General features: G+C 38.9%; 20 protein-coding genes and 2 pseudogenes. 3 read left to right on the forward strand and 19 right to left on the reverse strand.

All coding sequences use genetic code 11. The features are described from left to right. Positions 1–18: 18 nt before the first annotated feature. Positions 19–963 (forward strand): AAA family ATPase, encoded by a 945-nt coding sequence (locus A3217_RS06995; protein ID WP_231860223.1) that lies wholly within the window; start codon positions 19–21, stop codon positions 961–963. 267 nt (positions 964–1,230) lie between these two features. Here A3217_RS06995 and A3217_RS07000 read toward each other — a convergent pair whose 3' ends face one another. The 5 genes from A3217_RS07000 to A3217_RS07020 form a co-directional block, all read right to left on the reverse strand. After that, on the reverse strand, positions 1,231–2,190 hold the full coding sequence (locus A3217_RS07000; protein WP_156471884.1) for a hypothetical protein: 960 nt from the start codon (positions 2,188–2,190) through the stop codon (positions 1,231–1,233). 110 nt (positions 2,191–2,300) lie between these two features. Further along, positions 2,301–2,873, reverse strand: a complete 573-nt coding sequence (locus A3217_RS07005) for a hypothetical protein (protein ID WP_066389146.1) — start codon at positions 2,871–2,873, stop codon at positions 2,301–2,303. 145 nt (positions 2,874–3,018) lie between these two features. Further along, complete coding sequence (locus A3217_RS07010) at positions 3,019–3,435, reverse strand: universal stress protein (RefSeq protein WP_066389147.1); 417 nt, start codon at positions 3,433–3,435, stop codon at positions 3,019–3,021. Beyond that, a complete protein-coding gene (locus A3217_RS07015) occupies positions 3,432–4,688 on the reverse strand; it encodes a molybdopterin molybdotransferase MoeA (RefSeq protein WP_066389148.1) in 1,257 nt (418 codons plus the stop codon). The genes A3217_RS07010 and A3217_RS07015 overlap by 4 nt, the downstream gene beginning before the upstream one ends. Positions 4,689–4,821: 133 nt before the next feature. Continuing rightward, positions 4,822–6,270 (reverse strand): hypothetical protein, encoded by a 1,449-nt coding sequence (locus A3217_RS07020; RefSeq protein ID WP_066389149.1) that lies wholly within the window; start codon positions 6,268–6,270, stop codon positions 4,822–4,824. A gap of 206 nt (positions 6,271–6,476) precedes the next feature. Here A3217_RS07020 and glyQ point away from each other — a divergent pair, with 206 nt between their 5' ends. After that, positions 6,477–7,361, forward strand: a complete 885-nt coding sequence (glyQ, locus tag A3217_RS07025; RefSeq protein WP_066389150.1) for a glycine--tRNA ligase subunit alpha — start codon at positions 6,477–6,479, stop codon at positions 7,359–7,361. A 197-nt stretch (positions 7,362–7,558) separates the two neighbouring features. Here glyQ and A3217_RS07030 read toward each other — a convergent pair whose 3' ends face one another. From A3217_RS07030 to A3217_RS07075, 10 genes and pseudogenes are all read right to left on the reverse strand, one after another. Beyond that, positions 7,559–8,086: an adenylyl-sulfate kinase gene (locus A3217_RS07030; RefSeq protein ID WP_066389152.1), complete on the reverse strand. Its 528-nt coding sequence runs from the start codon at positions 8,084–8,086 to the stop codon at positions 7,559–7,561. Beyond that, on the reverse strand, positions 8,073–8,927 hold the full coding sequence (locus A3217_RS07035) for a 3'(2'),5'-bisphosphate nucleotidase CysQ family protein (protein ID WP_066389154.1): 855 nt from the start codon (positions 8,925–8,927) through the stop codon (positions 8,073–8,075). The genes A3217_RS07030 and A3217_RS07035 overlap by 14 nt, the downstream gene beginning before the upstream one ends. Positions 8,928–8,970: 43 nt before the next feature. Beyond that, positions 8,971–9,720 carry a phosphocholine cytidylyltransferase family protein gene (locus A3217_RS07040; RefSeq protein ID WP_066389156.1) on the reverse strand — a complete coding sequence of 250 codons (750 nt, stop codon included), beginning with the start codon at positions 9,718–9,720 and terminating at the stop codon, positions 8,971–8,973. A gap of 9 nt (positions 9,721–9,729) precedes the next feature. Beyond that, complete coding sequence (locus tag A3217_RS07045) at positions 9,730–10,386, reverse strand: gamma-glutamyl-CDP-amidate hydrolase (protein WP_066389157.1); 657 nt, start codon at positions 10,384–10,386, stop codon at positions 9,730–9,732. Between the two features lie 32 nt (positions 10,387–10,418). After that, positions 10,419–12,845, reverse strand: a complete 2,427-nt coding sequence (locus A3217_RS07050; RefSeq protein ID WP_066389158.1) for a PEP-utilizing enzyme — start codon at positions 12,843–12,845, stop codon at positions 10,419–10,421. Further along, positions 12,845–14,041, reverse strand: a complete 1,197-nt coding sequence (locus A3217_RS07055; protein WP_197456884.1) for a DUF2972 domain-containing protein — start codon at positions 14,039–14,041, stop codon at positions 12,845–12,847. Before A3217_RS07055 ends, A3217_RS07050 begins: the two co-directional genes overlap by 1 nt. Before the next feature lie 194 nt (positions 14,042–14,235). Continuing rightward, positions 14,236–15,085 (reverse strand): annotated as a pseudogene (locus A3217_RS07060) (class I SAM-dependent methyltransferase). A 54-nt stretch (positions 15,086–15,139) separates the two neighbouring features. Further along, the gene (locus A3217_RS07065; protein ID WP_066389161.1) at positions 15,140–15,910 is read right to left on the reverse strand and encodes a class I SAM-dependent methyltransferase; all 771 of its coding nucleotides are present in this window, start codon (positions 15,908–15,910) and stop codon (positions 15,140–15,142) included. Then, the gene (locus tag A3217_RS07070) at positions 15,911–16,291 is read right to left on the reverse strand and encodes a hypothetical protein (RefSeq protein ID WP_066389163.1); all 381 of its coding nucleotides are present in this window, start codon (positions 16,289–16,291) and stop codon (positions 15,911–15,913) included. It lies immediately after the preceding gene. A gap of 203 nt (positions 16,292–16,494) precedes the next feature. After that, on the reverse strand, positions 16,495–17,208 hold the full coding sequence (locus tag A3217_RS07075; RefSeq protein ID WP_066389164.1) for a hypothetical protein: 714 nt from the start codon (positions 17,206–17,208) through the stop codon (positions 16,495–16,497). 462 nt (positions 17,209–17,670) lie between these two features. On the opposite strand from A3217_RS07075, the gene A3217_RS07080 reads away from it, so the two are divergent. Next, positions 17,671–18,525, forward strand: coding sequence for a YihY family inner membrane protein (locus A3217_RS07080; protein WP_066388997.1), 855 nt, complete (start codon positions 17,671–17,673; stop codon positions 18,523–18,525). A gap of 79 nt (positions 18,526–18,604) precedes the next feature. Here the strand turns inward: A3217_RS07080 and pseI are convergent, their stop codons facing one another. The 4 genes and pseudogenes from pseI to trpB form a co-directional block, all read right to left on the reverse strand. After that, a complete protein-coding gene (gene pseI / locus A3217_RS07085) occupies positions 18,605–19,618 on the reverse strand; it encodes a pseudaminic acid synthase (protein WP_197456923.1) in 1,014 nt (337 codons plus the stop codon). A 390-nt stretch (positions 19,619–20,008) separates the two neighbouring features. Then, a pseudogene (locus A3217_RS09465) lies at positions 20,009–20,240 on the reverse strand (cytochrome b family protein); the annotation flags it as partial. Positions 20,241–20,472: 232 nt separating this feature from the next. Next, positions 20,473–21,258 (reverse strand): tryptophan synthase subunit alpha, encoded by a 786-nt coding sequence (gene trpA / locus A3217_RS07090; protein ID WP_066389165.1) that lies wholly within the window; start codon positions 21,256–21,258, stop codon positions 20,473–20,475. Then, the gene (gene trpB, locus A3217_RS07095) at positions 21,251–22,438 is read right to left on the reverse strand and encodes a tryptophan synthase subunit beta (protein WP_066389166.1); all 1,188 of its coding nucleotides are present in this window, start codon (positions 22,436–22,438) and stop codon (positions 21,251–21,253) included. Before trpB ends, trpA begins: the two co-directional genes overlap by 8 nt. Positions 22,439–22,444: the final 6 nt, after the last annotated feature.

Raw genomic sequence — 22,444 nt, forward strand, 5'->3', positions numbered from 1 at the left:
AAATCTTAAGGCGCGCGTATGCAAATGAAACTTTTTAAAAAAATCGCCACCTTAAGAGAACAGCTCAATTCCTGTGTGTTAGGACAGGAAAGTCTCGTAGAATACGCGCTTATCGGGCTTTTTACACAAGGGCATATTTTGCTCCAAAGTGTGCCCGGACTTGCTAAAACCACACTTGCAAAATCCCTTGCAAAGTCGCTAAATCTTAGTTTTAAGAGAATTCAATTTACCCCAGATTTAATCCCCAGCGACATTTTAGGCGCACAAATCTATAACCCAAAAACGCAAAATTTTCAAACGCGCTTTGGGGCGATTTTTACAAATATTTTGCTCACTGATGAAATCAATCGTGCGCCCGCAAAAGTGCAAAGCGCGCTTTTAGAAGCGATGGGCGAGCAGCAGGTGAGTATCGGTGAGGAATGCTATTTATTGCATTCCCCCTTTCTTGTCATCGCCACAGCCAACCCAATAGAATCTGAAGGCGTGTATGCACTCCCAGAGGCACAGCTTGATCGCTTTATGCTAGGGCTTGAGTTAGAATATCCAAGTGCGCAAAGCGAGGTTAAAATCCTGCAAAATGCACATTTAGCAAAAGAGTCGCTTGCATTGATGGATTCTTATGATTTAGAAGTGATAAAAGAACGCATTGAGCAAATTTACACAGAGCCAAGCTTACAAGAATATATCATCTCCCTTGCGCGCGCCACGCGTGAAAACTTTGTATATAAAAATATCTCTTGTCTGCGCTTAGGGCTTTCCCCGCGCGCTAGCATTGATATGCAACGCGCCGCTAAGGCTTATGCTTTTTTGCAAAATAGGGATTATCTCACACCTAGCGATATTTTGGAAGTTTTACCTATCATCGCTTCACATAGAATCCTCCTTAGCTTTGAAGCCTTGAGCGAGGGCATAAGTCCAAAAGAAATCCTAAACGAACTCGCTTTAAGAGTTAAGATTCCATAATTTTCATTGCATAAAAATGTGAGAATCTAAGAGACTTACAAAGTGTGGTGCGTTATCTCATAGGGCTAGATTCTAAAAGTCAGTGTGTTTTAAGGGGGGGGTTAGATTTCTAAAATCTCCAAACAACTTGATAGAATCTTGCAATCTTATCAACCAGAAAACATTGAGTATGAACGCGCAAGCGGAGGCGAAGTGCGATTCACTCGCACGAGATGATACAAATTAAAAGAATAGATTCTAAAATACCCCCATCCCTCCCCCTAAAATTTAGGGGATTTTAAAAATAAAGATTTGACTAGGAAGCTTAAATGGATTGCCTACGGAACTTAGAGGGTGTTTTATACCTTGCTTTTGTAAGATATAAGCGCCTAAACTCATAAGATTAAAGTTTGGGATATAGCCAAAATTTTGCGTTTGGAAAAGTAAGATATTTTCCTCTTGCAATGTTTTGAGATATTCTTGTGTTATTGGTTTATCACTCATAAAACTTACAATGAGCAAATCGCCACTTTGAGGAGAAGTAACCTCATCGGTGTTAAAAAAGCTAAAGGGGGATTGTTGGTTTATGCTAAAGTTTTTGCCATTTGGCTCATTTGATTTAATATCAAAATCACTCACACCATAGATTCTAGGTAGTATCTGAAACACTGCGCCATACTGCCAAAAATAATAACATCTATCATTGCCTCGACAAAACCCATCAAAATAAAGTGTCGTGCGTGGATTATCCTTAATATACCTAGCCAAAAATTCCATAGATTGCTCTAGGTTACGCATTTGCACCTTATTAAGACTGAAATAATGCAAGCCTTGCGGGATTGTATTAAGCGTTAAAATAAGTCCTAAAACTACACTTATGACAAAAAGTAACTTCTTAGAAATAGTAAAATGCTTTAAAAACCACAAACCATACAAACAAGCCAAAAAACTTACAGGCATAAAATAATGAAAACTCCCCATACCTAAAAGCAAAAATGCACAAAAATAGCCAACACTCACAAAGAGCACGCTATCCCAAAATACATCTAAAGTGCCTTTTGTTTTAATAAAAATGAAGATTCTAGAAATAAACATACACATCAAAGCAATGCTGACAAATGGCGCACCAAGAAGTGCTACAACAAAGGTGCGCAAGGGCGAAAATACACCTTCTATTGCATCATAGCTATGACTTGCGCCAAATGTAAAGTGAAAATACAAGGCTAAAAAAACAACCCCGCTTAGCATAAAAAGCACATCTAAAACAATACAGGGCTTTGGAAGTGGAGGCTTTGTAGTAGAATGTTTGAAAAAATCTAGTTTAGAAAAAAGGAGATGAAAAAAACCAAATCCACTAACTATGATAAATGATACCTCTTTGAGATATATGGCGCAGTTGGCAAATATGAGCGAAAGCGTTGCATATATATATATATATATGATGTTCTATTTTCTTTTACAGAATCTACAAGTTTATAAAACCTATGCGCACAAAGTAAAAAAAGAAGCAAAAACATAATTTGCGTCATTTCTGGAAAGGTGATTTGAGTAATAATCTTTACATATCCTACACTCAAAGACAAAAGCACAAAGCTTAAAACAACAAGCCTCTTGCTTGCACCAAAGCTTAAAGCAAGCATATAGTAACTTATGCTTGTGATAAGAAACACCACACTATTACCAAAACTCAAGGCATAAGGGCTATTAGAAAATAAATTTATTATATTGAGATTCCAACCAGCTAAAGGAAAGAAGCGTCTATATTCAAAATCAGTTCCGTGCCAAACCTGCCTACCTTCTTGCAAACTCATAAAAAAAGCAATATCATCTCCACTCATCAATGGCATACTGCTTTTATACATAATGCAAAAAATATACAGCCCTACAAAAATCGCAAAAACATAATCCCAGCGACAAAGCCCTCTTTTCATAATCCTCTCCTTTAAGTCTAAATATTAGGAAGCGGGATTCTAATAGCTTTTTACTTACAAGCTTTTTAATCCCTTAAGAGAATCTTCATCAAACAAAGCAGAGGGATAGCAGGGCAAAAATAGAAACTAATTAGATATGTTTTAGCTACTTTGCCACAAGCACCTGGATTGGAGAAGAGTTGATAAAGCTATTTTGATGTGAGCTAAAGATTCTATACAACAAAGAAGATTCGCTCGCGCCAATCACAAGCAAATCATATTCATTTGCAATCTCTAGCACCACATCGATAGGATTGCCTGTGCGTAGGATTTTCTTACAAGTTATACCTTCATTTTTAAAGGTGTTTTCAAATTCATTGAGAATCTCACTAGAGCGCTCACTCTCGATATTTTCAATAGTTTCATAATTCACGATTCCGCTTTGAGCATACACGATAATTTCTTCACTGACATGCAAAAGTGTCAGCTCCACATCTTCACGCTTGCCAAAAAGCTTATTAATCGTGCCAATGGCTCTTCTGCATTCCTCTGTGTCACTCACCCCAAACAAAAGCTTTGTCATTTGCCACTCCTTTTTGAATTGATAAATTTACACTGCGCTTCAAATTCCTGCGCACCAAAGCGCACGCAAAAAAGTTGCTCCAAAGCCTCTATCTTACCATAATCCTTGTCAATTATTGCTAGCGCGTTGTTTTTCCACACATTTATAAGCGCGCTAGAGCCAAATTTCCCATTTTTAAAAATTTCAAATACACCATCATTTTCAATCCCAAGCAAAAGATTCTGTGCGCTTGAAGTTGGCGCACAAGCGACATTTGCCCGCACGCTATGCGCTTTTAAAAAGCAATCATTTGCTCCGCTTAAAAATTCTAAAAAACTCACAATAATCGCATAAAGATGCAAGAGTGAAGCAAGTGGATTCCCGGGCAAAAGGATAAGGATACACTCTCCCAAAATCGCCACACTCAAATGCCTACCGGGCTTTAAACACACACCATCAAAGAGAATCTGCGCGCCGAGCTTTTGCAATGTGCTTTTTAACATATCCGCATCGCCCACGCTAGCGCCTCCTGTGGTGATTACAACATCATAGTTTGTTAGTCCTCCAAGCGTTTGTTCTAGCACTTCGCGCTTATCTGGCAATATCCCGAGATACTCGATATCGTGATGAAAATCGCGCAAAATACCAAAAATACTTATCGCATTTGTGTTATAAATCTGATGTGCCTGCGCGCTTTGCCCGGGCTCGATAACCTCATCACCTGTGGAAAAAAGTGCGATTTTTGGCTTTTTGCAGACATTGATTTTCTCTAAGCCTTGCGTGGCTACAAGCCCTAAGTCAAGAGCCTTTAAGCGCCTAAATGCTGGCAAAATTACAGAATCTAGCGCGATTTCCTCACCTTGCAAGCGAATATGTTGGTTTGGCTTTATCTCATTTGGGAGCTTGATTTTGCCATTTGGTAGATTTGTCACTAATTCCAAAGGCACGATGGCTTGCGTATTTGACGGCAGTGGTGAGCCTGTCATTATTTTTTGCACAAAGCCTTTTTGCAAAAGCGCCTCTTGTGCCTTTTGCCCAGCAAGTGTGCGTCCCAAAAGCTCCACCTCAGACCCGCAATCCTCCAAAAGCACCGCGTAGCCATCCATCGCAGAATTGCTAAACGCAGGTAATGCACGCGAAGCATTGAGATTTTCCGCTAATACAAAGCCTCGCGCTTCAAAAATCCATTTTTGCAAAACCTGCCCTCTTAAAAAATCTCGCTTAAACGCGCAAGATTCCCAAAGGCATTGAAAAATTTCTGCTAGCTCAATCATTATTTTTCCTTATTGTCCTTAAAATCATCTCGCGCGCATTTTATCTTGTTTTGCTTAGAAAAGGTTAATTTTAAGTTAAGGAAAAGCACCGCCCAATGCGTGCATTTACGCAAGAGCGGTAGTTTGGGAGAATTTAGAAGTTATATTTAAGTTCAAAGCGAGATTTGCCAAACTCCACATCGCCTGTCACTAAGGCATAAAAGAGCGAAAATTCAAAATTTTCATTGAGTTTGTAGCTAAGCGAAGGGGCGATTTCTGTGAAAGTGATACCCTTACCTTCATAAGTTTTTTGTCGCTTTGCAACTCCAATGGTGTTATAGTTATTATCCCCGCCTACATAGGAGACATCAAGTCCGAGTTTGAGTGCTTTGGCGATTGTGTAATTTAGCTGCGCGTAGATTGCCATGATGCTTGTGCCAGCTCTACCGCCATTTCCGATAAAGCCAAAGCCCTCATTTGCGGAGTCGTAGTTGTTACTCCACGCTTTACCGGCGATATTTATCCCGCCTTTTGCATCAAGCAAAACTCCATAGCCATCACCAAAGCTTCCCAAATATCCAAGTTTGCTTGAGAATCCACCGGTTTTGTAGCCAATTTGCACATTATAGACTCCGCGATTTTTCGCCCACGCGTTTGCATCTGCACCGTTAAAGCCATTATAAGTTGGTCTTGTTGTGTTTTTGTGACCATTGTTGTCACCACTTGCTCCCCAACTTGCTAATGCGCCTTCATTTACTAAACCGCTTCCCCAGTCTGGTGTAGAGTTCATACCAGCTGCTACCACTTGTGCCAAAATATGGAATCCACCAGTCTTATACCCCGCCTCACCAAAAGCAAGATAATCAATTAAGCCCGCAGCATTCCCCAAAGTCACTCCAAAATCAAAGCCACCGAGCTTTTCACTCTTGATATTAAAAAGTGTGAGATTATTTCCCATGCCAATCCTTGCTTGAGCATAACTATTACCAGTAGCTCCATGTGCGCGCATACCATAAGCGAAGTTATTTGTCATCCAATTATCAAAATAACTAAGGGAGTAGTTTAGTTTTTTACCCTTAATCTTTACCTCCGCACCTGTGCCTAAATCAGTGTTTTTATCAGTGAAAACTGAAGTGATATTTAAGCGTCCAAGATTGATTGTAGTTTTATAAGATTCCCCTTCAAAATCTTTTGTCCCATAATAAGTGGCGATTGAAAGTCTATCAGCAAACTCATCGATAACTATTGCCTGACTTCCTGCTATGTCTTTGTCAGTGTTGTTATTATTACTACCAGGTGTGCTTGAACCTTGATTGAGGTAGATTCCAGCTGTGAAGCTAAAGCCCTCAACCTTGCCTGTTGTGGCATCAAGTTTCATTCTATATTGCTGTCTTTGCGCCGCGCCACCTACGCCATCAGCTGTGCTATAACGCATAAATGCAAAGCCTTTGAAACTCATTGCTTCAAGCATATTTGGCTTTTTCTCCACTTTATCTACTTTCTCTACTGCGACTTTTTCTGTTGCAACTTCCTCTGCTGCGTAAGCTATGAATTGTCCTGTTGCAAACAAAGTAGCCAATACCAAAGATACTTTCTTACTCATTCTATTTCTCCTTAATGTTTTGTATTCCTGAGACATAGAATTTTAACTATATAAAATAAAATATAAATAAAATTTTTGTAAAAACTTTGCAAAGTGTTGATTTTTTTTGAATCTTTGCACACTTTTGTGATATTTTCTAGGGCATAAATTTAAGCACAAAAAGTGTAAAATCGCGCCTCTATACTTAAAAGCAAGGTAGGTGTAAAGTGCGAAGTTTTTCGGATATTTTATTAGAATTGCAAATATTTTGGAAAAAGCAGGGCTGTCTCATCGTGCAGCCTTATGATATTCCTGCGGGAGCGGGGACTTTCCACCCTGCGACACTATTAAGAAGTCTAGATTCTAAACCTTGGAGCGTAGCATATGTCGCACCATCAAGACGTCCTACCGATGGGCGCTATGGTGAGAATCCAAACCGACTAGGAAGCTATTATCAATTTCAAGTGCTTATCAAGCCAAATCCCCAAAACATACAAGAGCTGTATTTGCAGAGCCTTGAAGCACTCGGGCTAGATTTGCAAAAACACGATGTGCGCTTTGTGGAGGATAATTGGGAATCTCCGACTTTGGGCGCGTGGGGGCTTGGCTGGGAAGTATGGCTTGATGGTATGGAGGTAACGCAATTTACCTATTTTCAGCAAGTTGGTGGCGTGGTGTGCGAGCCTGTGGCAGTGGAAATCACCTACGGCGTGGAAAGACTAGCTATGTATATTCAAGGGATTGACGATGTCTTTGATATATTTTGGGGGCAAGGAAGCTCGGGTGAAAAGCTGTATTACCGCGATGTGCATAAAGAGGGCGAGCATGAGTTTAGCAAATATAACTTTGAAAGTGCTAATGTGAATAGTTTGTTTAGCTTTTTTGAGTTAGCGCAAAGCGAGGCAAAAAGATGCTTAGAAAACGCACTACCTTTGCCTGCGTATGATTACACGATGCTTGCGAGCCACTTTTTCAATGTGCTTGATGCGCGCAAGGCGATTTCTGTAACGCAACGTCAAAACTACATTTTGCAAATCCGCGAGCTTGCCAAAGGCTGTGCATTGCTTTACAAAAAACAAGAGAGCGAGCGAGAATCTCGCGTGAAAAGGTAAGAATCTATTCCCTAAAATGTATCACTTACAGAGCAAAGCCCCTGACAAGCTCCGCTTCTATTCCTTTGAATGTATTACCTTCGCGGAAGTAAATTCCGCTTCACCTCTGCTTCGCGTTCATGCTTAACGCTTTTTGGTTTATGGGATTCTAAGATTCTGCAACATTGTTTGGTTTTTAGATTCTATGTATCATAGATTTATTTCAATAATAAAGGTAATGACTCTAGAATCTGCTTTGCTTTTGCTTCAAGATTCTCTGTTTTGCTATTATCAATGCAAAGATGTGGTGTTGGTTCATCAAATGCTATATCAATACCTACAATATCGCGTATCTCTCCATTGAGCCCACCAGAGTACAATCCCTTTTGATCGCGTTTTATCAGTTCATCAAAAGGGCATTGTATATAGACTTCAAAGTAATGTGGTAAATGCGTGCGATTATAGGCATAAATAGGCTCAAACATTGAAATTGTGCTAACTACGCACACAATTCCTTGAAGTGAAAGAATATGCGCTAATTTGGCTCGCTTAAGTGCCATATCTATGCGTCCATTTTTATCATAACTTGTCGCACCAAAAAGCTCTCTCAACTCATCACCATCGATATAGACGACATTTGGAATCTTTGCTTTGAGGTATTGGTACAGCACTCTGCCTATCGTGCTTTTACCACTTCCTGCAAGTCCTGTGAGCCATATTACCAAGCCTTTTTTAGATTCTACCATTACAAAACTCCCTATAAATTATCCCACCTTGTGCCTGCTGACTAAAAGCGATGAAATGGTTATTTTTAATGCATGGTTTATTATAGCAAAGCGGTTTTTTGGTCTCCACATCAAGCACTATTCCTCCACTTTCTTGTATGATAATATCTCCTGCTGCACTATCCCACTCTTTGCTTCCTATAAAGCGAGGATAAATATAAGCTTCTCCGCTTGCTACAAGACAAAATTTTAAGCTCGCTCCCAATGCCCTTGTCGCCAAAGAATAATGCTGTAAAAAATCTTGTGTATATGATGAGTGATGAAAATTTGAAATTAAAGCTGTGTGTCTATCAGGGCTTGCAATATCTAATGGTAGTTTTTTGGCATTTGCCAAAAGAGATGTCATATTCATAGAATCTATATTGAAAAATTTTTTTTCGAAGTTTGTGATTACATACGCACCAAATCCCTGCGCACCAAAGTAAATCTGATGCAATGCTGGGGCATATATCACGCCTAAAATCGGCAATGTTTGTTCATCTTGCTTCTCCATAAGTGCAATATTTATACAAAACTCATCATTGTGTGCGAGAAAATCTTTTGTCCCATCAAGTGGATCGATAAGAAAATACCTCTCCAAATCCTTGCGCTTTAGATACTCCAGCTCATTTTCTTCAGAACAAATAGGAATATCTACAATACGCAAAAGCTCTTGACACAAATATGTATGGCTTGCAATATCTGCTGAAGTTAGCGGGGAATTATCATTTTTGAGTATGAAATCCCCATCGCCATAAAATCGCAAAATCTCTTCTCCAGCATAAAAAGCAGCTCTCAAAATTTGCATAATAATATTTTGCATATCTCACTCCTTTTGCGCATTGTTGGTGCTCTCTAAATATCTCTTACACTTCCAAGTCAGAAACAGAATCTATCTCTAACCATTTCCATATGTTTTTTATACAATGTGCCTCAAACCCAGTATCAATCAAACCTTGTAAAAAACTTGTCATATACATATTGTCAAAATCTTTTCCGTCATAGAGTACTTGCGTATTAAGATGATGATAAAAGCCAATCACCTTTGGTAAAAATTCAGCACTAAAGCTAAAAAGCCCCATATACTGCCCTTGTATCTCATCTATGCTTTTAGGTTTTTTACCAAGCTCAATGATTGTATCTCCTTGCAATTTTAAAGTCTCTGCGTCGCTAAGCACATCAGTAAATCTCCTCTCCCATAATGCGCGCCAATTCATATCAATTGCTATGCCAAAATCACCTTTATATGACTTCATCGCTTCAACAAGCTCTTTTTGATAGATAATATCTGCATAAGATATCAATACCCCCTCTTGCTCATTTACACATTTTGTCAAAAAACCCTCTGCGCAAAAAAGTGTAGCGACCATGTTTGTTTTAGCAAAATGTGGATTTCGGAATATATAGTTGATGCCATGTGTTTTTGCATATTGCTCCAAAACTTCAAATTTGTATCCCCCAACAATGCCAATATCTGTAATGCCAGATTCTCTCAAAGCGCATAGCGCATATTCTAAAATTGCTTTTTGTTTGTATTGCACAAGGCATTTTGGGATATCTTTTGTAAGTGGCATAAGTCTTGACCCAAAACCAGCAGCCAATATTAACGCTTTCATTTATCTCCTTTATTGCTTGTTTTCTTTAAATTTTTTCACACATTCAAGATAAGAATCCAAAATCTCAGTATTTTCTAATCCCCCATCTCGCTCGATGTGCCACATAATCCCAAAAAGTGCCCTACTTTTATGCTTAAAGCCCTCTATACTATATTGATGAGAATCTAAACTCTGCTCTCCATAATCACATCTCTTTGCTGCTGCTAATTCTATAAGGTCTGCTCCCAAATGTGTTATGCAATAATGATGAAATGAATTGACATAAAACCTTGAAGTTGCACTATAAACTAAATGTGCTTGTGTATGCCCACTACAAGCCTTGAGTGTCGAATCAAAAAAATAAGCTAGAATCTGTGCGCCTCGACACACTCCAAGTAGGGGAATATTATGCTTTATGCAATACTTAATAAGAGCGTATTCATAATTGTCACGTATTTGTGAAAGTCCATCATCACAAAATATCCCCAAGTCATTTCCTCCACTTAGAATCACTCCGCTTAAAAATGGTGCATAACGACTAAAATCTATCCCATAACTCAAAGGTAATGGCAAAAAATCTTTCAACTCACACGCAAAAAATCTCCCCCAATCCTGTGCTAAACACTCTCGTATTTCATTATATGCGGTGTGTTGTATCAATCTTTGTGTTATCCCAATATAATTCATCACCTGCCTTTATTGTGATTTGTCAAGCAAAATTACAAACATAAAATCTGCTCACTTGCACATTCTAACCGTAGCTTATAAGCAAGTTTGTATTTTGCAAATGCTTCTTCTCCCACGCCAATCACTGCTGGCATTTGCAACTCTGCTGCTCGGATTGCCATATGAGAATTAGCTCCGCCATAGCAAGTAATAAATCCTGCGATTGGTTGCGTAAATAAGAAATCAAATCCCGGGTCAGCTGATTCTATAAGCACAATTTTATCTCTAAAATCTTGTGTTTTTATAGAATCTTGTTTGAGTGTTTCTAATACCAAAACATCTGCTGTGACACTTTTTTGTGTAATAAAATTTGGGGCTATATTTGGAAGATAAAAGCTCCATACATCAGAGCCTCTAAGTATAAGACTAGGAAGCTTGAGAGAAAGCGTAAGGGCAAATTCTAATTTGTGAGCTTGTATCTCGCTTAAAAATCTCTCTTTAGGGCTATCTTTATATAAACTTGAATATAAACTTAAAATACTTTTAATGTCTAAATGTGCCATATCTTGCACTTCTATATCAAGATTCTCACCAAGTTCTTTGATGAGTTTGAGTGCATAAGAGAGTAGCTTTGAAAATTCAAATTTCACACTCTCTCTCCCCTCAATCACACAAGTAAAAAACAAAAATAATTCTTTGCCACTAATTTTTAAACCATTCTCTCGCAAAAGTGTATCAAGCTCTTTAAATCTTTCTTCACTCAAGCTAAAGGTAGTATGCATATTTTTTGGATTTGGTAGAGAATCTAGCATATCAAAATAGCTCTCAAAACTCTCATCATAGCGAGGAGAGAGTATATTATAACTCCCCGCACGCAAATGTCCGTATTTCTCCAAAAATGCTTTTTTATTGCCAGTTGTTTTTAATATCATCAAATCCATACTTAAGTCTTTGGATACGCTGTGTAACGATCCTAAAAAGCTCTCTTTTTCCTCAATGCTCAAAAATCCTATCTCCACCAAAGAATGCAACATCTGCATAGCCACAAATGCTGCACGTGCAATACCTGCAAATGGCAATGTCCCAAATCGCTTACAATCCTCAATACACCAATAAATCTTATCATACACACCTGCACTTGAGCGCACAATGCTCTCATAACGCAAGCGCAATTCTTCCATTTTGTGTAAATCTCTAAGATACAAGCCATTTTGAGGATTAAGGATGGAGTTTGTAAGCTCTAAAAGACTAAATTCTATACGCTTAAGCTCATTTGCATTAAAGCCAAAATTAAGGAGTTTTTTTAGCTTAGAATCTATGGCGAAATCATAGCAAGAAAGCACAATATCAAACTCGATTTTATCGTGAAGCTGTGGATTTTCTATAAGCCTAGAAGTATAATAATCCACGAGTTTGCTTGCGATATGAGAATCTAGATTTTTAGGTATAAAAGAATTAAAAGAAAGCCTCACATCAACATAAGGAATACCTAAAAATGAATGTATAAGTGGGTGAGATCGAAGATTTCTGTAACCATAGTTATCGCGCTGATACGCCCAAATATTATCTGTAATAATCTCCTTATACAAGCTCAAAGCCAAACGTTTTGGTTTGAGTCCAATAATCTCGGCTGGATTCCAATCAGGCATAACGCCAAATACGCTTCTTTCCCCCAAAATATGTTCTTGTGGAGCACAAAGAGAATCTATCCGTTTATAAAGGCGCGATAATGCTCGCGTACTTAATAAGTTATTTTGCAATGTATGAGCAATCACCAAAACACGCACTTGCAAGCAATACAGCACATCTTCACTCAAAGCAAATTCTACATCTAAAGCTTTGCAATCAAAAAGAACTTCCAATTCCCTCACCATATCCATTACACGCTCTAAATATGGATAATCTAGGTTATGATGAGTGGCTATATCTGAATTTCTAGAATCCACTTTTGGTGAATTTGCCTTTATATCTTTGTAGCCTCTAAATTCACAAAATGAAAAAATCTCCCCTTCACTTCCACTTGTAATCGCGCTATTGCTCCCACTCTGATCATAGCTGATACAAAAATAAGGTGCGCCACTTTCTTTATCAACACTAAATGCGACGCCACACATGCTAATAGATTCTAGCATTGGCTGGATTAGCACCTCATCATCTGGATTTGGCATACTTAAAGCAACTTTATATAGAGCCTCTAGCAACGCTTTTTTGTCATTAGAATCCACATTTGCAATACTCTCATATGCTCCAGCATTTGAAGATTTTGTGCTATCTTCGGCTTGAGAACTTGATCTGATGATAAGTTTTTGACACTCAAACGTAGCGATAGAATCTAAAATGGCATTTTTAGATTCTTGATTTTGTAAGGCATTGAGAGTTGTAGTCAAAAGAGGCAAAACCCTTGTGTGTTTGAGTTTATTTTGGGTTTGTAAATCATAAAGTTGCGCGAGATTACCTGCTTTGGTAGAAAAATGTAGCATCAAGATTCTCTCACAAATTGTATAGGCTGTGTGGATTTTTCAAATTGGATTGATTGACTTAAACTAGCCATATCAAAAGGCTTATCCTGCAATATACATGCACACATCATCTCAAAGCCTTGATAATACTCCCAAGATTGCACGATTTCTGACGCATTAGTTTTGATATGAGCTAATTCCATATCAAGCAAACTTTTAAGCTCAAGTGCTACAGATGGATTAGCATACAAATATTCAATGATTTGGTATTCGCTGATAGTTTTTTTGGTTTGACACTGCACACGCAAAGCGACAAAAAATCCATTAAGGTAAAGCTTTATAGAATCAAATATCGCGCTTGAATCCTTAAGCTTACAAAAGTCATTATATGTCCTTATATCAGCATAGATTCTAATATTGCTAAACTCATCTGGCACAGCAAAATGCTTTGTCATATCAAGAGAGTGCCGTGTATTATCTTGTTTTTGCAATGTTGTTATGAGTATTTTAAACACTTGCTTTTGAGGTGCTGTTCTTATGTGTAGAGAATCTGGAGTGTCGTATTCCACACACAGATAAAATGGCAAAATCGCGTGCAATGAGCCATATAATTTACCTTCAAAAAATTCTCTATTCACTGGAGGGTTAAATCCAAAACGCGCACTTAAGTCTTGAAAACTCTCAAATGCCCTCTCTTTTGAAATCGCGCTCATATCCATATAATGCACTTTTTGAATCCGCCCGCCAAAGCTATGAAGCAGTGAATTTTGGATAAATGGATAAATTACAGACATTGTGTGAGGATTAATAAGATTCCTAATCCCCACAAGAGTAGGCTCTGTGTATAGAGCCTTCATATCCTGTGTCACATCTGTTCGCGCAAAATCCGAATAAAAAACTTTCAAAATCTCATCATAAGACGTATCAAGACGACATTCTTTTACAACAGAAGGCGTAGATGAATATTGCATATTCACAAAAGATTTTAGCACACTTATAGGATCTCGTACAAGACAAAGTGCATCTGTAGGCTTAAAGATAGAGGCAAAAAAACGTTTCTCATCTTTAAATCCAAGCTCTGATATAGCAATCACACAGAATCTATTTCGCAATATTCCACCTACAAGCATACGCCAAATATCGCAATATCGCTTCTCTCCATTTTCAGCACAATGCCAATTTAGCGTAACTTTACATTCGCTCAAAAACCGCAGCATTGCATTGTGTCCTACTCCATGACTGAGAAGACATACAAAGCGATAATTTGTAGGTAATTTTAAATGACAAATCCAGGCAAGTTTGGCTATAACATAAAGTATCGAACGCACTCCAAATTTAAGAAGTCGTATTATGTTTGATTTTATGCTTTTTTGATCTTTACTCATGACATTCCTTGTGTTCTATGATTTAATCATTTAGCACGCGCACTCCACGCTCTTGTCGTGTATTTGATACCAAATTCACTTGGCAAACTATGACGCAAGGAATAGGCGATTTTTTCAAATAACTCTTTGCCTTCTTGTGTTTCTAAATCCCAATAGGGATTTTTCACACTCCGCCATGCAAGAATATAGCTCTCAATACTTTGATGAAAGGTAAAATCCTCTTCTATATAAATGATGTGTTCAAATAAATCTTTATGTTGCTCTATTTTTTCTCTTTGAGATTCTCTGCGCACTCCACGCGTATAATGAGGAATGATAGAGAGTATAACCTCTTCTGCGATTTCTTGTATTGGATCGTTTAAATCTCTGTGATTCCACAAACAGCTGAATAATCCGCCTTTTTTGAGAATCCGATGCGTCTCTATCAAAGCCTTGTCTCTATCTAGGACATTAAAACTAGATCCAAAAGTTACCCAATCATAAGTGTGAGATTTTAATCCTGTATCTAGACCACCAGCACGTCTCCATTGTATATGATGAGAATCTTTGGTGCGCTCCTGCCCTATTTCTCTCATTGCATCATTTGGCTCCACTGCCACCACCTCGCAACCTCGAGAAAGAAGCATAATGCTCAGATTTCCTGTCCCTGCACCAATATCAGCCACATTCAATCCTTGACACTTTTCATCTTTAGATTCTGCTATTAAGGACGAATTTGCCCCCCCCCCCCGACAACACAGGGTTTGTAGTATTTTTTGCCGCTAGCAATAGCATATCAATACTATTTGGCGCATAATTTGGGCGATATTCATAAAATTTCGCATGACTTGTATAGTCCCAATGTTTTTCAACTAATTTTTTTGATGTTTCTTTCATGTTTTACTCCTTTTTATGTGTTTGTTTCTTAATGTAAGTATTTATACACTTGCATTAATGTGTGCTTTGCACGCTCCAAGCGCGAATTTTGTATGGAATTTCAATTAAATTAAGATGAGCAATTTTGCTCTCTATCATTTGCAAAATCTCTTGCCAACGACCCTCGCCTGCTTGAGCCTGTATATCATTAACAGAATGCCATGCCCCCATATAACGAGCTTTATCCATAATCTCTATATAATCACATTCCATAAAAAAGCATTCTTTAAAATCCCCCGTGCTTGTGAGAATCTCTTCCCATTTTTTGACATTTTGACTTCCACTTGAAACACGGCTTAATTCTGGCACTATGGCTTTTATCTCACATTCAATCTCCCCAAAAATAGAATCTTCTTTGATGTTGCGTGGATTCCAAAGTGCTGTAAAATAGCCTCCCGACTTTAAGATTCTGGCAAATTCCGGAATAGACTTAGAAGGATCAGTCCAATGAAATGAACTCGCCATAACTACCCAATCATAAGCATTAGATTCTAGTCCTGTGGCTTCGCCACTCCCTTCACGCCAAACAATATCGCATGATTTGGTGTAAGCCATGCCTTCAGATCGCATATTTGCATTCGGCTCGACGCAAGTAAGTTGCAAGCCAAAATTCGCAAGCATTTTGCTCAATTTACCCGTCCCTGCACCAATCTCTGCTACCTTAAAAGATTGGATAGGTAAATGATGTGGCTTTACGCACGCGATGAGTTTTTCTAATAACATTGCACTGTATGCAGGACGATTGTGATAATGCTTTGCTACCTCTGTAAAATCTCCTTGCTTCATTCACTCTCCTTTATCGAAATTAAAATATGAAAGAAACTTCTTTGTATGGATAAATTCATCAAGAATATTTGGAAAATCACATCTTAAGATGTCTAATTCTCTGTGGATTTTGTATGCAAGATCTTTGGCATAGGACTGATTATCTAAAAGTGTGGCAATAATACGCTCTTCGGTGAATTCGTAATCTTTATGCTTCTTAAACATTTCAAAAACATAATGTATATATTTTAGAATCTTTTGATCGAGCTCATCTTGTTGTATAGATATATCAATAGATTTTATGCTAGCCAAAATCAATGGATATTGCTCATAATTTTGGACAACATAATGTTTGATAGGATAATACTCTTTAACGTGGGGTCTTTTGGTGAGCGTTGCCATATCGACTTCTTGGATACATTGCCCATTGAGACGAGAAAGCGTAGAAAGGACGAAAATCTCATTGTTATATTCAAAAACATAAGGAAAACATCGAGGAAAAAGCGAACCCTTAATTGCAGATTCTCGAATAGAATCCAAATGAGTTGAGGTATGATCTAAGATGTGAAGTTGAGTAGAAATATACGAGCTTGGAAGTTTGTTATTTAAGCCTTTAAGGGTAAATTTGCCCCCCCCCCGATAATATCGCTAGATTGAGAATCTAAACTATACCCAAACTTAGAAGCAAAAGATTGCATTGTATGAAGCATACCATTATCATCAATATCGCGCATTCTTAAATAATGCACTTCACTTGCAATGTGACTTACTAACGCCCGCTCCGAAGTAAAGTGAAACATCAAATGCTCAATATAATCAATCATGGAAAAAAGATATTTGTTTGCGTCTTCTTGCGAGTTGATTTTAGAAATAGCGTGAAACATAGATACATTAATGTTGCTTTTTATGATAGAGATTGGATCGCGGATTATCTGATAAAGTGGAACTTTGTGTTTTAAACCCCTAAAAATACTCGGAGCATAGGCATTAAGTGGGGCTTTATCAAATACCAAACCATCACTACTTTTTTTGCTAAAGCCATGAAATTTCCGCCAAAAAATAAAAGGACGCACAGCCTCAAAGGTAAGCACCTGACATGGCTTAGCATGGATAGACTCTAAGTAATGCAAAAAAGCAGTCAAACCTACTCCATGCCCACCAAGAATGATATATTTATAACTTTGTGGATGTGGAATAAAATTTGTCAAAGTAAAAATTACCTTGACAAATGGCACTCTATCCCACAACAATCCCCATCTTCTGCTACGCACAATTTTAAGCATACTTTTAATTTTACGCACAAATACAAATAGCTGCAATCTCACTCCTTAAGGTCTGCTTTATGGCTACTATGAAGTATAATTGATTTGGAAGTATAACTTTTGGATAACCCCTACCCTAGATATTTACCTCTGTTTTGGGCTTCGTATTTCATCAAAGTCTAGGACAAACTAAAACTGCAAAGCAAATTCTAAGTTCAAACACCGGTTTCAAATCTAGGGCTGAATTCTAAAACTCTTAAACTTAAAACAACATTAACCATGCCTTTCCCTAAAATGACTCAAGCTTTATCTCTTGCCAAAAAATTTAGCATTGCTGCTACTAACAATTAATGCTAAATCACCGCAAAGATTTTGCAAGCTTCTAAAAAACCAAATTCCACCACACGAATTCGCCTACACTCTGCTTTAATAAAATTTCCAAATCCCCCACCAAACACACAACAAAGAATCCAACCCAAACCTGCTACAATTAGCCCTCAAAAAAATTTAGGAGAAGCAATGCTTGCAACACATTTTAAAAAAATTGGCACACTCTATCGCAAAATAAGAATTGAATTTCACACAATCTACAATTTTTTTGACCAGCAACTTATCTACGCCGCTTCGCTAAGCTTTTATAGCATTTTTGCGCTTATCCCGCTGTTGCTTATTTTTTTCTCAATCCTGCTTAATATCCCGCAGTTTCACGCCCAAGTCCAAGACCTCAAAGAAACAATTCTTTCAAATATGCTTCCTACGCATACTGATATGCTTTCTCAATACCTTGACACCTTTTTAGAAAACTCCACAAAACTCGGCGTGATGGGGATTGTCTCTGTGCTTATCACTTCAATTTTATTCTTTCGTAACTTTGAATACGTCGCGGCAAAAATGTTTAACTCTAAGCCAAAAAATTTCCTAGATTCCCTCGTGGTGTATTGGACGATGATAACGCTTTTCCCCATCTCACTAGCCCTTTCTGTGTATTTTAGTTCAGAGGTGCAAAAGACGCTTAAAGGCGTGGCAGATTTGAGCCTGCTTTTTGATTGGCTGCCTTATGTTATCACTTGGTCGATGTTTTTGCTCCTTTTTAAAATCTCGGCAAACAAGCCCTTAAATCTTTTAGCGCTTGTTTGTTCTAGCCTTGGGACGACGATTGTGTGGCTTATCACAAAATGGGGCTTTGTGTATTATATTTTTTACAATGAAACTTACAAAAGCATTTATGGGCAAATTTCGATTTTGCTTTTTTTGATGACTTGGATTTATGTCTCTTGGGTGATTATATTATGCGGAATGCGCGTATGCGAGGGATTGATGAGTAATTTTGGTAAGAAAATCGAGCAAACCTTTGGCTTTAAAAGTATGGTCTAGCTCCTTAAACAAGTGCCATACTTTCCAAAATAGCAATAAGACAAGCACAAAAAATAATAATTGATTTAAAAATATTTGCTTAATGCGTGAAATCGCCTCCTCTTAATGGCTCACCAAAGTGCAAATCGCGTGTCGCCTTGCACCCTAAAATCTCGCTATAACTTTTTGGGTGCAAGCCACCCTCTATGTTTGGGCGCAAGATTTTAATATTTTGATGCGTTAAAATCGCGCCTTTTTTAATCTCTTCACTCACCCAAATTCCACGTGCAAACTCCCTGCCTTTTTTTGGCGCATTAGAATCCACCCCATTTCCTAACGCACAAAATGTCTCATCAATAACCTTGCTTAGCTCTGTAAATCCGCGTGCATCAAGACTAAAGCTACTATCCGCACTCTGCAAGCTTTTATCCAAAATAAAATGCTTTTCAATCACACTCGCGCCCAAACTCGTCGCAATGCACGCACAAAGTGTATCTAGCGTGTGGTCAGATAAACCAAACTTCACGCCAAATTTTTCTTTAATCCTTGGCATTTGCGCTAGATTCATAGAATCTAGCGGGGCAGGATAACTACTCACACAATGCAAAAGCGTAATATCATACGCGCCATACTTGTAGCACACTTCTAATGCGAGTGCGATTTCTTCATCATTTGCAATGCCACTTGATAAAATCACAGGTTTCTTACACCGCGCCACCTCAGCGATAAGCTCCAAATCTAGCACCTCAAAACTCGCAATTTTATACATTGGGCAATCAAGGGATTCTAAAAACTCCACACCTTTTGGTGAAAATGGCGAGCTAAAAACAAGCAATCCTAGCTCTTTTCCTAGCTTAAAAAGCTCCTTATGCCACTCCCAAGGTGTTTGCGCCTCTTTGTATAAATCATACAAATATCGCCCTTCCCACGGCGAGCCTTTGATTTGAAAATATTTATTTTTTGCATTCAAAGTAAGGCAATCAGGCGTGTAAGTTTGCAATTTCACCGCCTTTGCGCCACTTTTGGCAATGGCTTGAAAAGAATCTTTTGCCACTTCCAAACTTCCACTATGATTTGCACTTAGTTCTGCTACAAGTAAGGGCTTTTGAGGGATTTTAGATTCACATAAAGAGATTTTTGGGATATTTGCTTGTAGCATACAAACGCTCGCCATAGATTCCCGCAGTATAAGGGATTTTCGCATAATATCCACATCAAAGCTTTGAGAATCTCTACATAAAAAATCCTTCAAAACACCGCTTAACTTAGATTCTTAAAAGTTTCTTTTTGCGTGGAAAAGAGGTTTGAATCAATAAGCTGATTCTGCCTTTGTGTGTAAAATATAAATATTTTGTATATCCCCCACTCAAAGTCGTGCTTTTCGCCTCCAAACGCTGAGAACATTTTTGAAAGACTTATGCTTGCGCGTAACCGAAAATTCCTTTAGATTCAACCATAATCGCGGGTTTGCGTGGGGCACAGATTCATTAGATTCCCGTAGAATCTAACGCTTTTTATTGTATTTATACCCACTCACAATCGCATCGACTGCCCCGTCTTTCCCACGCACAGCGTTATAAATCGCCACATAAATATTCACATACAACACAAGCCCAGTTAAGATAATCAAAAAAAAGCGCGACATAAAAAATCACATACGAGCCAAACTGCAAGGGATTATATACACCTTTTAAATGCGGGTGCTTAGGGCTTAGAAGCAAATAATACTTAAGTTGCGCGAAAGGCAGGCTTCATAGCTTCCCATTTGATTTTTGGAATCTAAAAACCAAACAATGTTGCAGAATCTACAAACCAAAAGTCCCAAAACGCGTTGAGTGTGTGCGCGAAGCGGAGCTTGTCAGGGGCTTTGCTCTTGTAAGTGATACATTGAAAGGAATAGAAGCGGAATTCACTTCCACGAAGGCGATAAATTAGAGGGAATAGATTCTAAAGATTTAGCAAGAATTTTTACTTGCTAATCGCTTCTTTCATTTCCTTGACATACGCACTGATAGGCTCTATGCAAGAATCTTTATACTCCAAACAGCGCCTAACTATCGCACTTCCTACAATCACTCCATCAGCATAGTGTGCGACTTCGCTTGCTTGTGCTGGCGTAGAGATACCAAAGCCCACACACACGGGGATATTTTTCACCGCTTTAATAGTGTCTATTGTTTCTTGTAGTTGGTTTGAAAGCGCGCTCCTTTCACCCGTAACACCAAGCGAAGAAACGCAGTATATAAAGCCCTGCGCAGCTTTTGCTATCATTTCAATGCGTTCCTTTGACGAAGTAGGCGCGACAAAAGAAATAAGCGCGATATTATAACGCTCACAAATCGCCCTAAACTCCTCACTCTCCTCATAAGGCACATCTGGCAGGATAAGTGCGCAGATTCCAAGTGCATTTGCTTTTTGACAAAATTTCTCAATCCCATACACAAACACAATATTTGCATAGGTCATAATCGCCAACGCCACATCACAACGCTCCCGCACGCGCGCAATCATCGCAAATACACAATCCGTGCGTGTCCCATTTTGCAACGCCAATAGGCTAGCTTGCTCTATCACCGCACCTTCGGCTGTGGGATCAGAAAATGGAATCCCAAGCTCTATCAAATCCGCGCCACTACTTGCCATAGCCTCAATCATATGCTCACTCACCTCAAGGCTAGGATAACCGCAGGTGATAAATGGAACAAACGCCTTTTTACCCGTAAAAACTTGCTCCAAACCTTTTGCCTTATTCATAAACTTCCTCCCCTCTATAACGTGCAATCGCTGCGCAGTCTTTATCTCCACGTCCTGAAAGATTGATGACTAAAATATTTTCTTGTGACATTTGTGGCGCAAGGGCTATTGCGTGCGCTATGGCGTGAGCAGATTCAATAGCGGGGATAATGCCCTCAATCTTTGAAAGGTATTCAAACGCGCTCACTGCCTCTTCATCGGTAACTGCCACATATTCCGCGCGCTTACTATTGCACAAATACGCGTGCTCTGGTCCAATACCCGGATAATCAAGCCCGGCTGAAATACTATACACCGGCGCAATCTGTCCATTAGAATCTTGACAAAAATACGACTTCATACCATGGAATATCCCCAAACTCCCAACATTTAAAGTCGCGGCAGTCTCTGGCGTGTCAATGCCCTTGCCAGCAGCCTCTACGCCAATAAGTCGCACTTGCAAATCTCCCAAAAAGTGATAAAATGCGCCCATCGCATTGCTCCCGCCTCCCACGCACGCAAGCACCGCATCTGGCAAACGCCCTTCTCTTGTGAGAATCTGCTCCCTTATCTCTTTTGAAATCACCGCTTGAAAATCGCGCACAATGCGCGGAAATGGGTGCGGTCCCATAACCGAGCCAAGCACATAATGCGTATCATCTAGACGTTTGCTCCACTCGCGCATCGTCTCATTCACCGCGTCTTTGAGCGTAGCTGTGCCACTCTCCACCGCATGCACACGCGCGCCAAGCAACTTCATACGATAAACATTGAGTGCCTGACGCAAGGTATCTTCCTTCCCCATAAAAATTTCGCATTCCATATTCATAAGTGCGGCAGCTGTCGCTGTCGCCACGCCGTGCTGTCCCGCGCCTGTTTCTGCAATAAGGCGCTTTTTGCCCATTTTTTTTGCCAAAAGCGCCTGTCCTAAGACATTATTAATCTTATGCGAGCCTGTGTGATTTAAATCTTCACGTTTAAGATAGATTTTCGCCCCGCCCAAATCCTCGCTCATATTTTGCGCAAAATATAACAAAGAAGGGCGATTTGCGTAGTTATTAAAAAGAGATTGCAATTGCGTATTAAACACGCTATCGTTTTTGTAAAAATTATACGCTTCCTCCAACTCAAAAAGCGAGCACATCAATGTTTCTGGCACAAATTGCCCGCCAAACTCCCCAAAATAGCTTTTTCTCTGCATTTTTTC

The sequence above is a fragment of the Helicobacter himalayensis genome, from assembly GCF_001602095.1.
GTDB lineage: Bacteria > Campylobacterota > Campylobacteria > Campylobacterales > Helicobacteraceae > Helicobacter_F > Helicobacter_F himalayensis.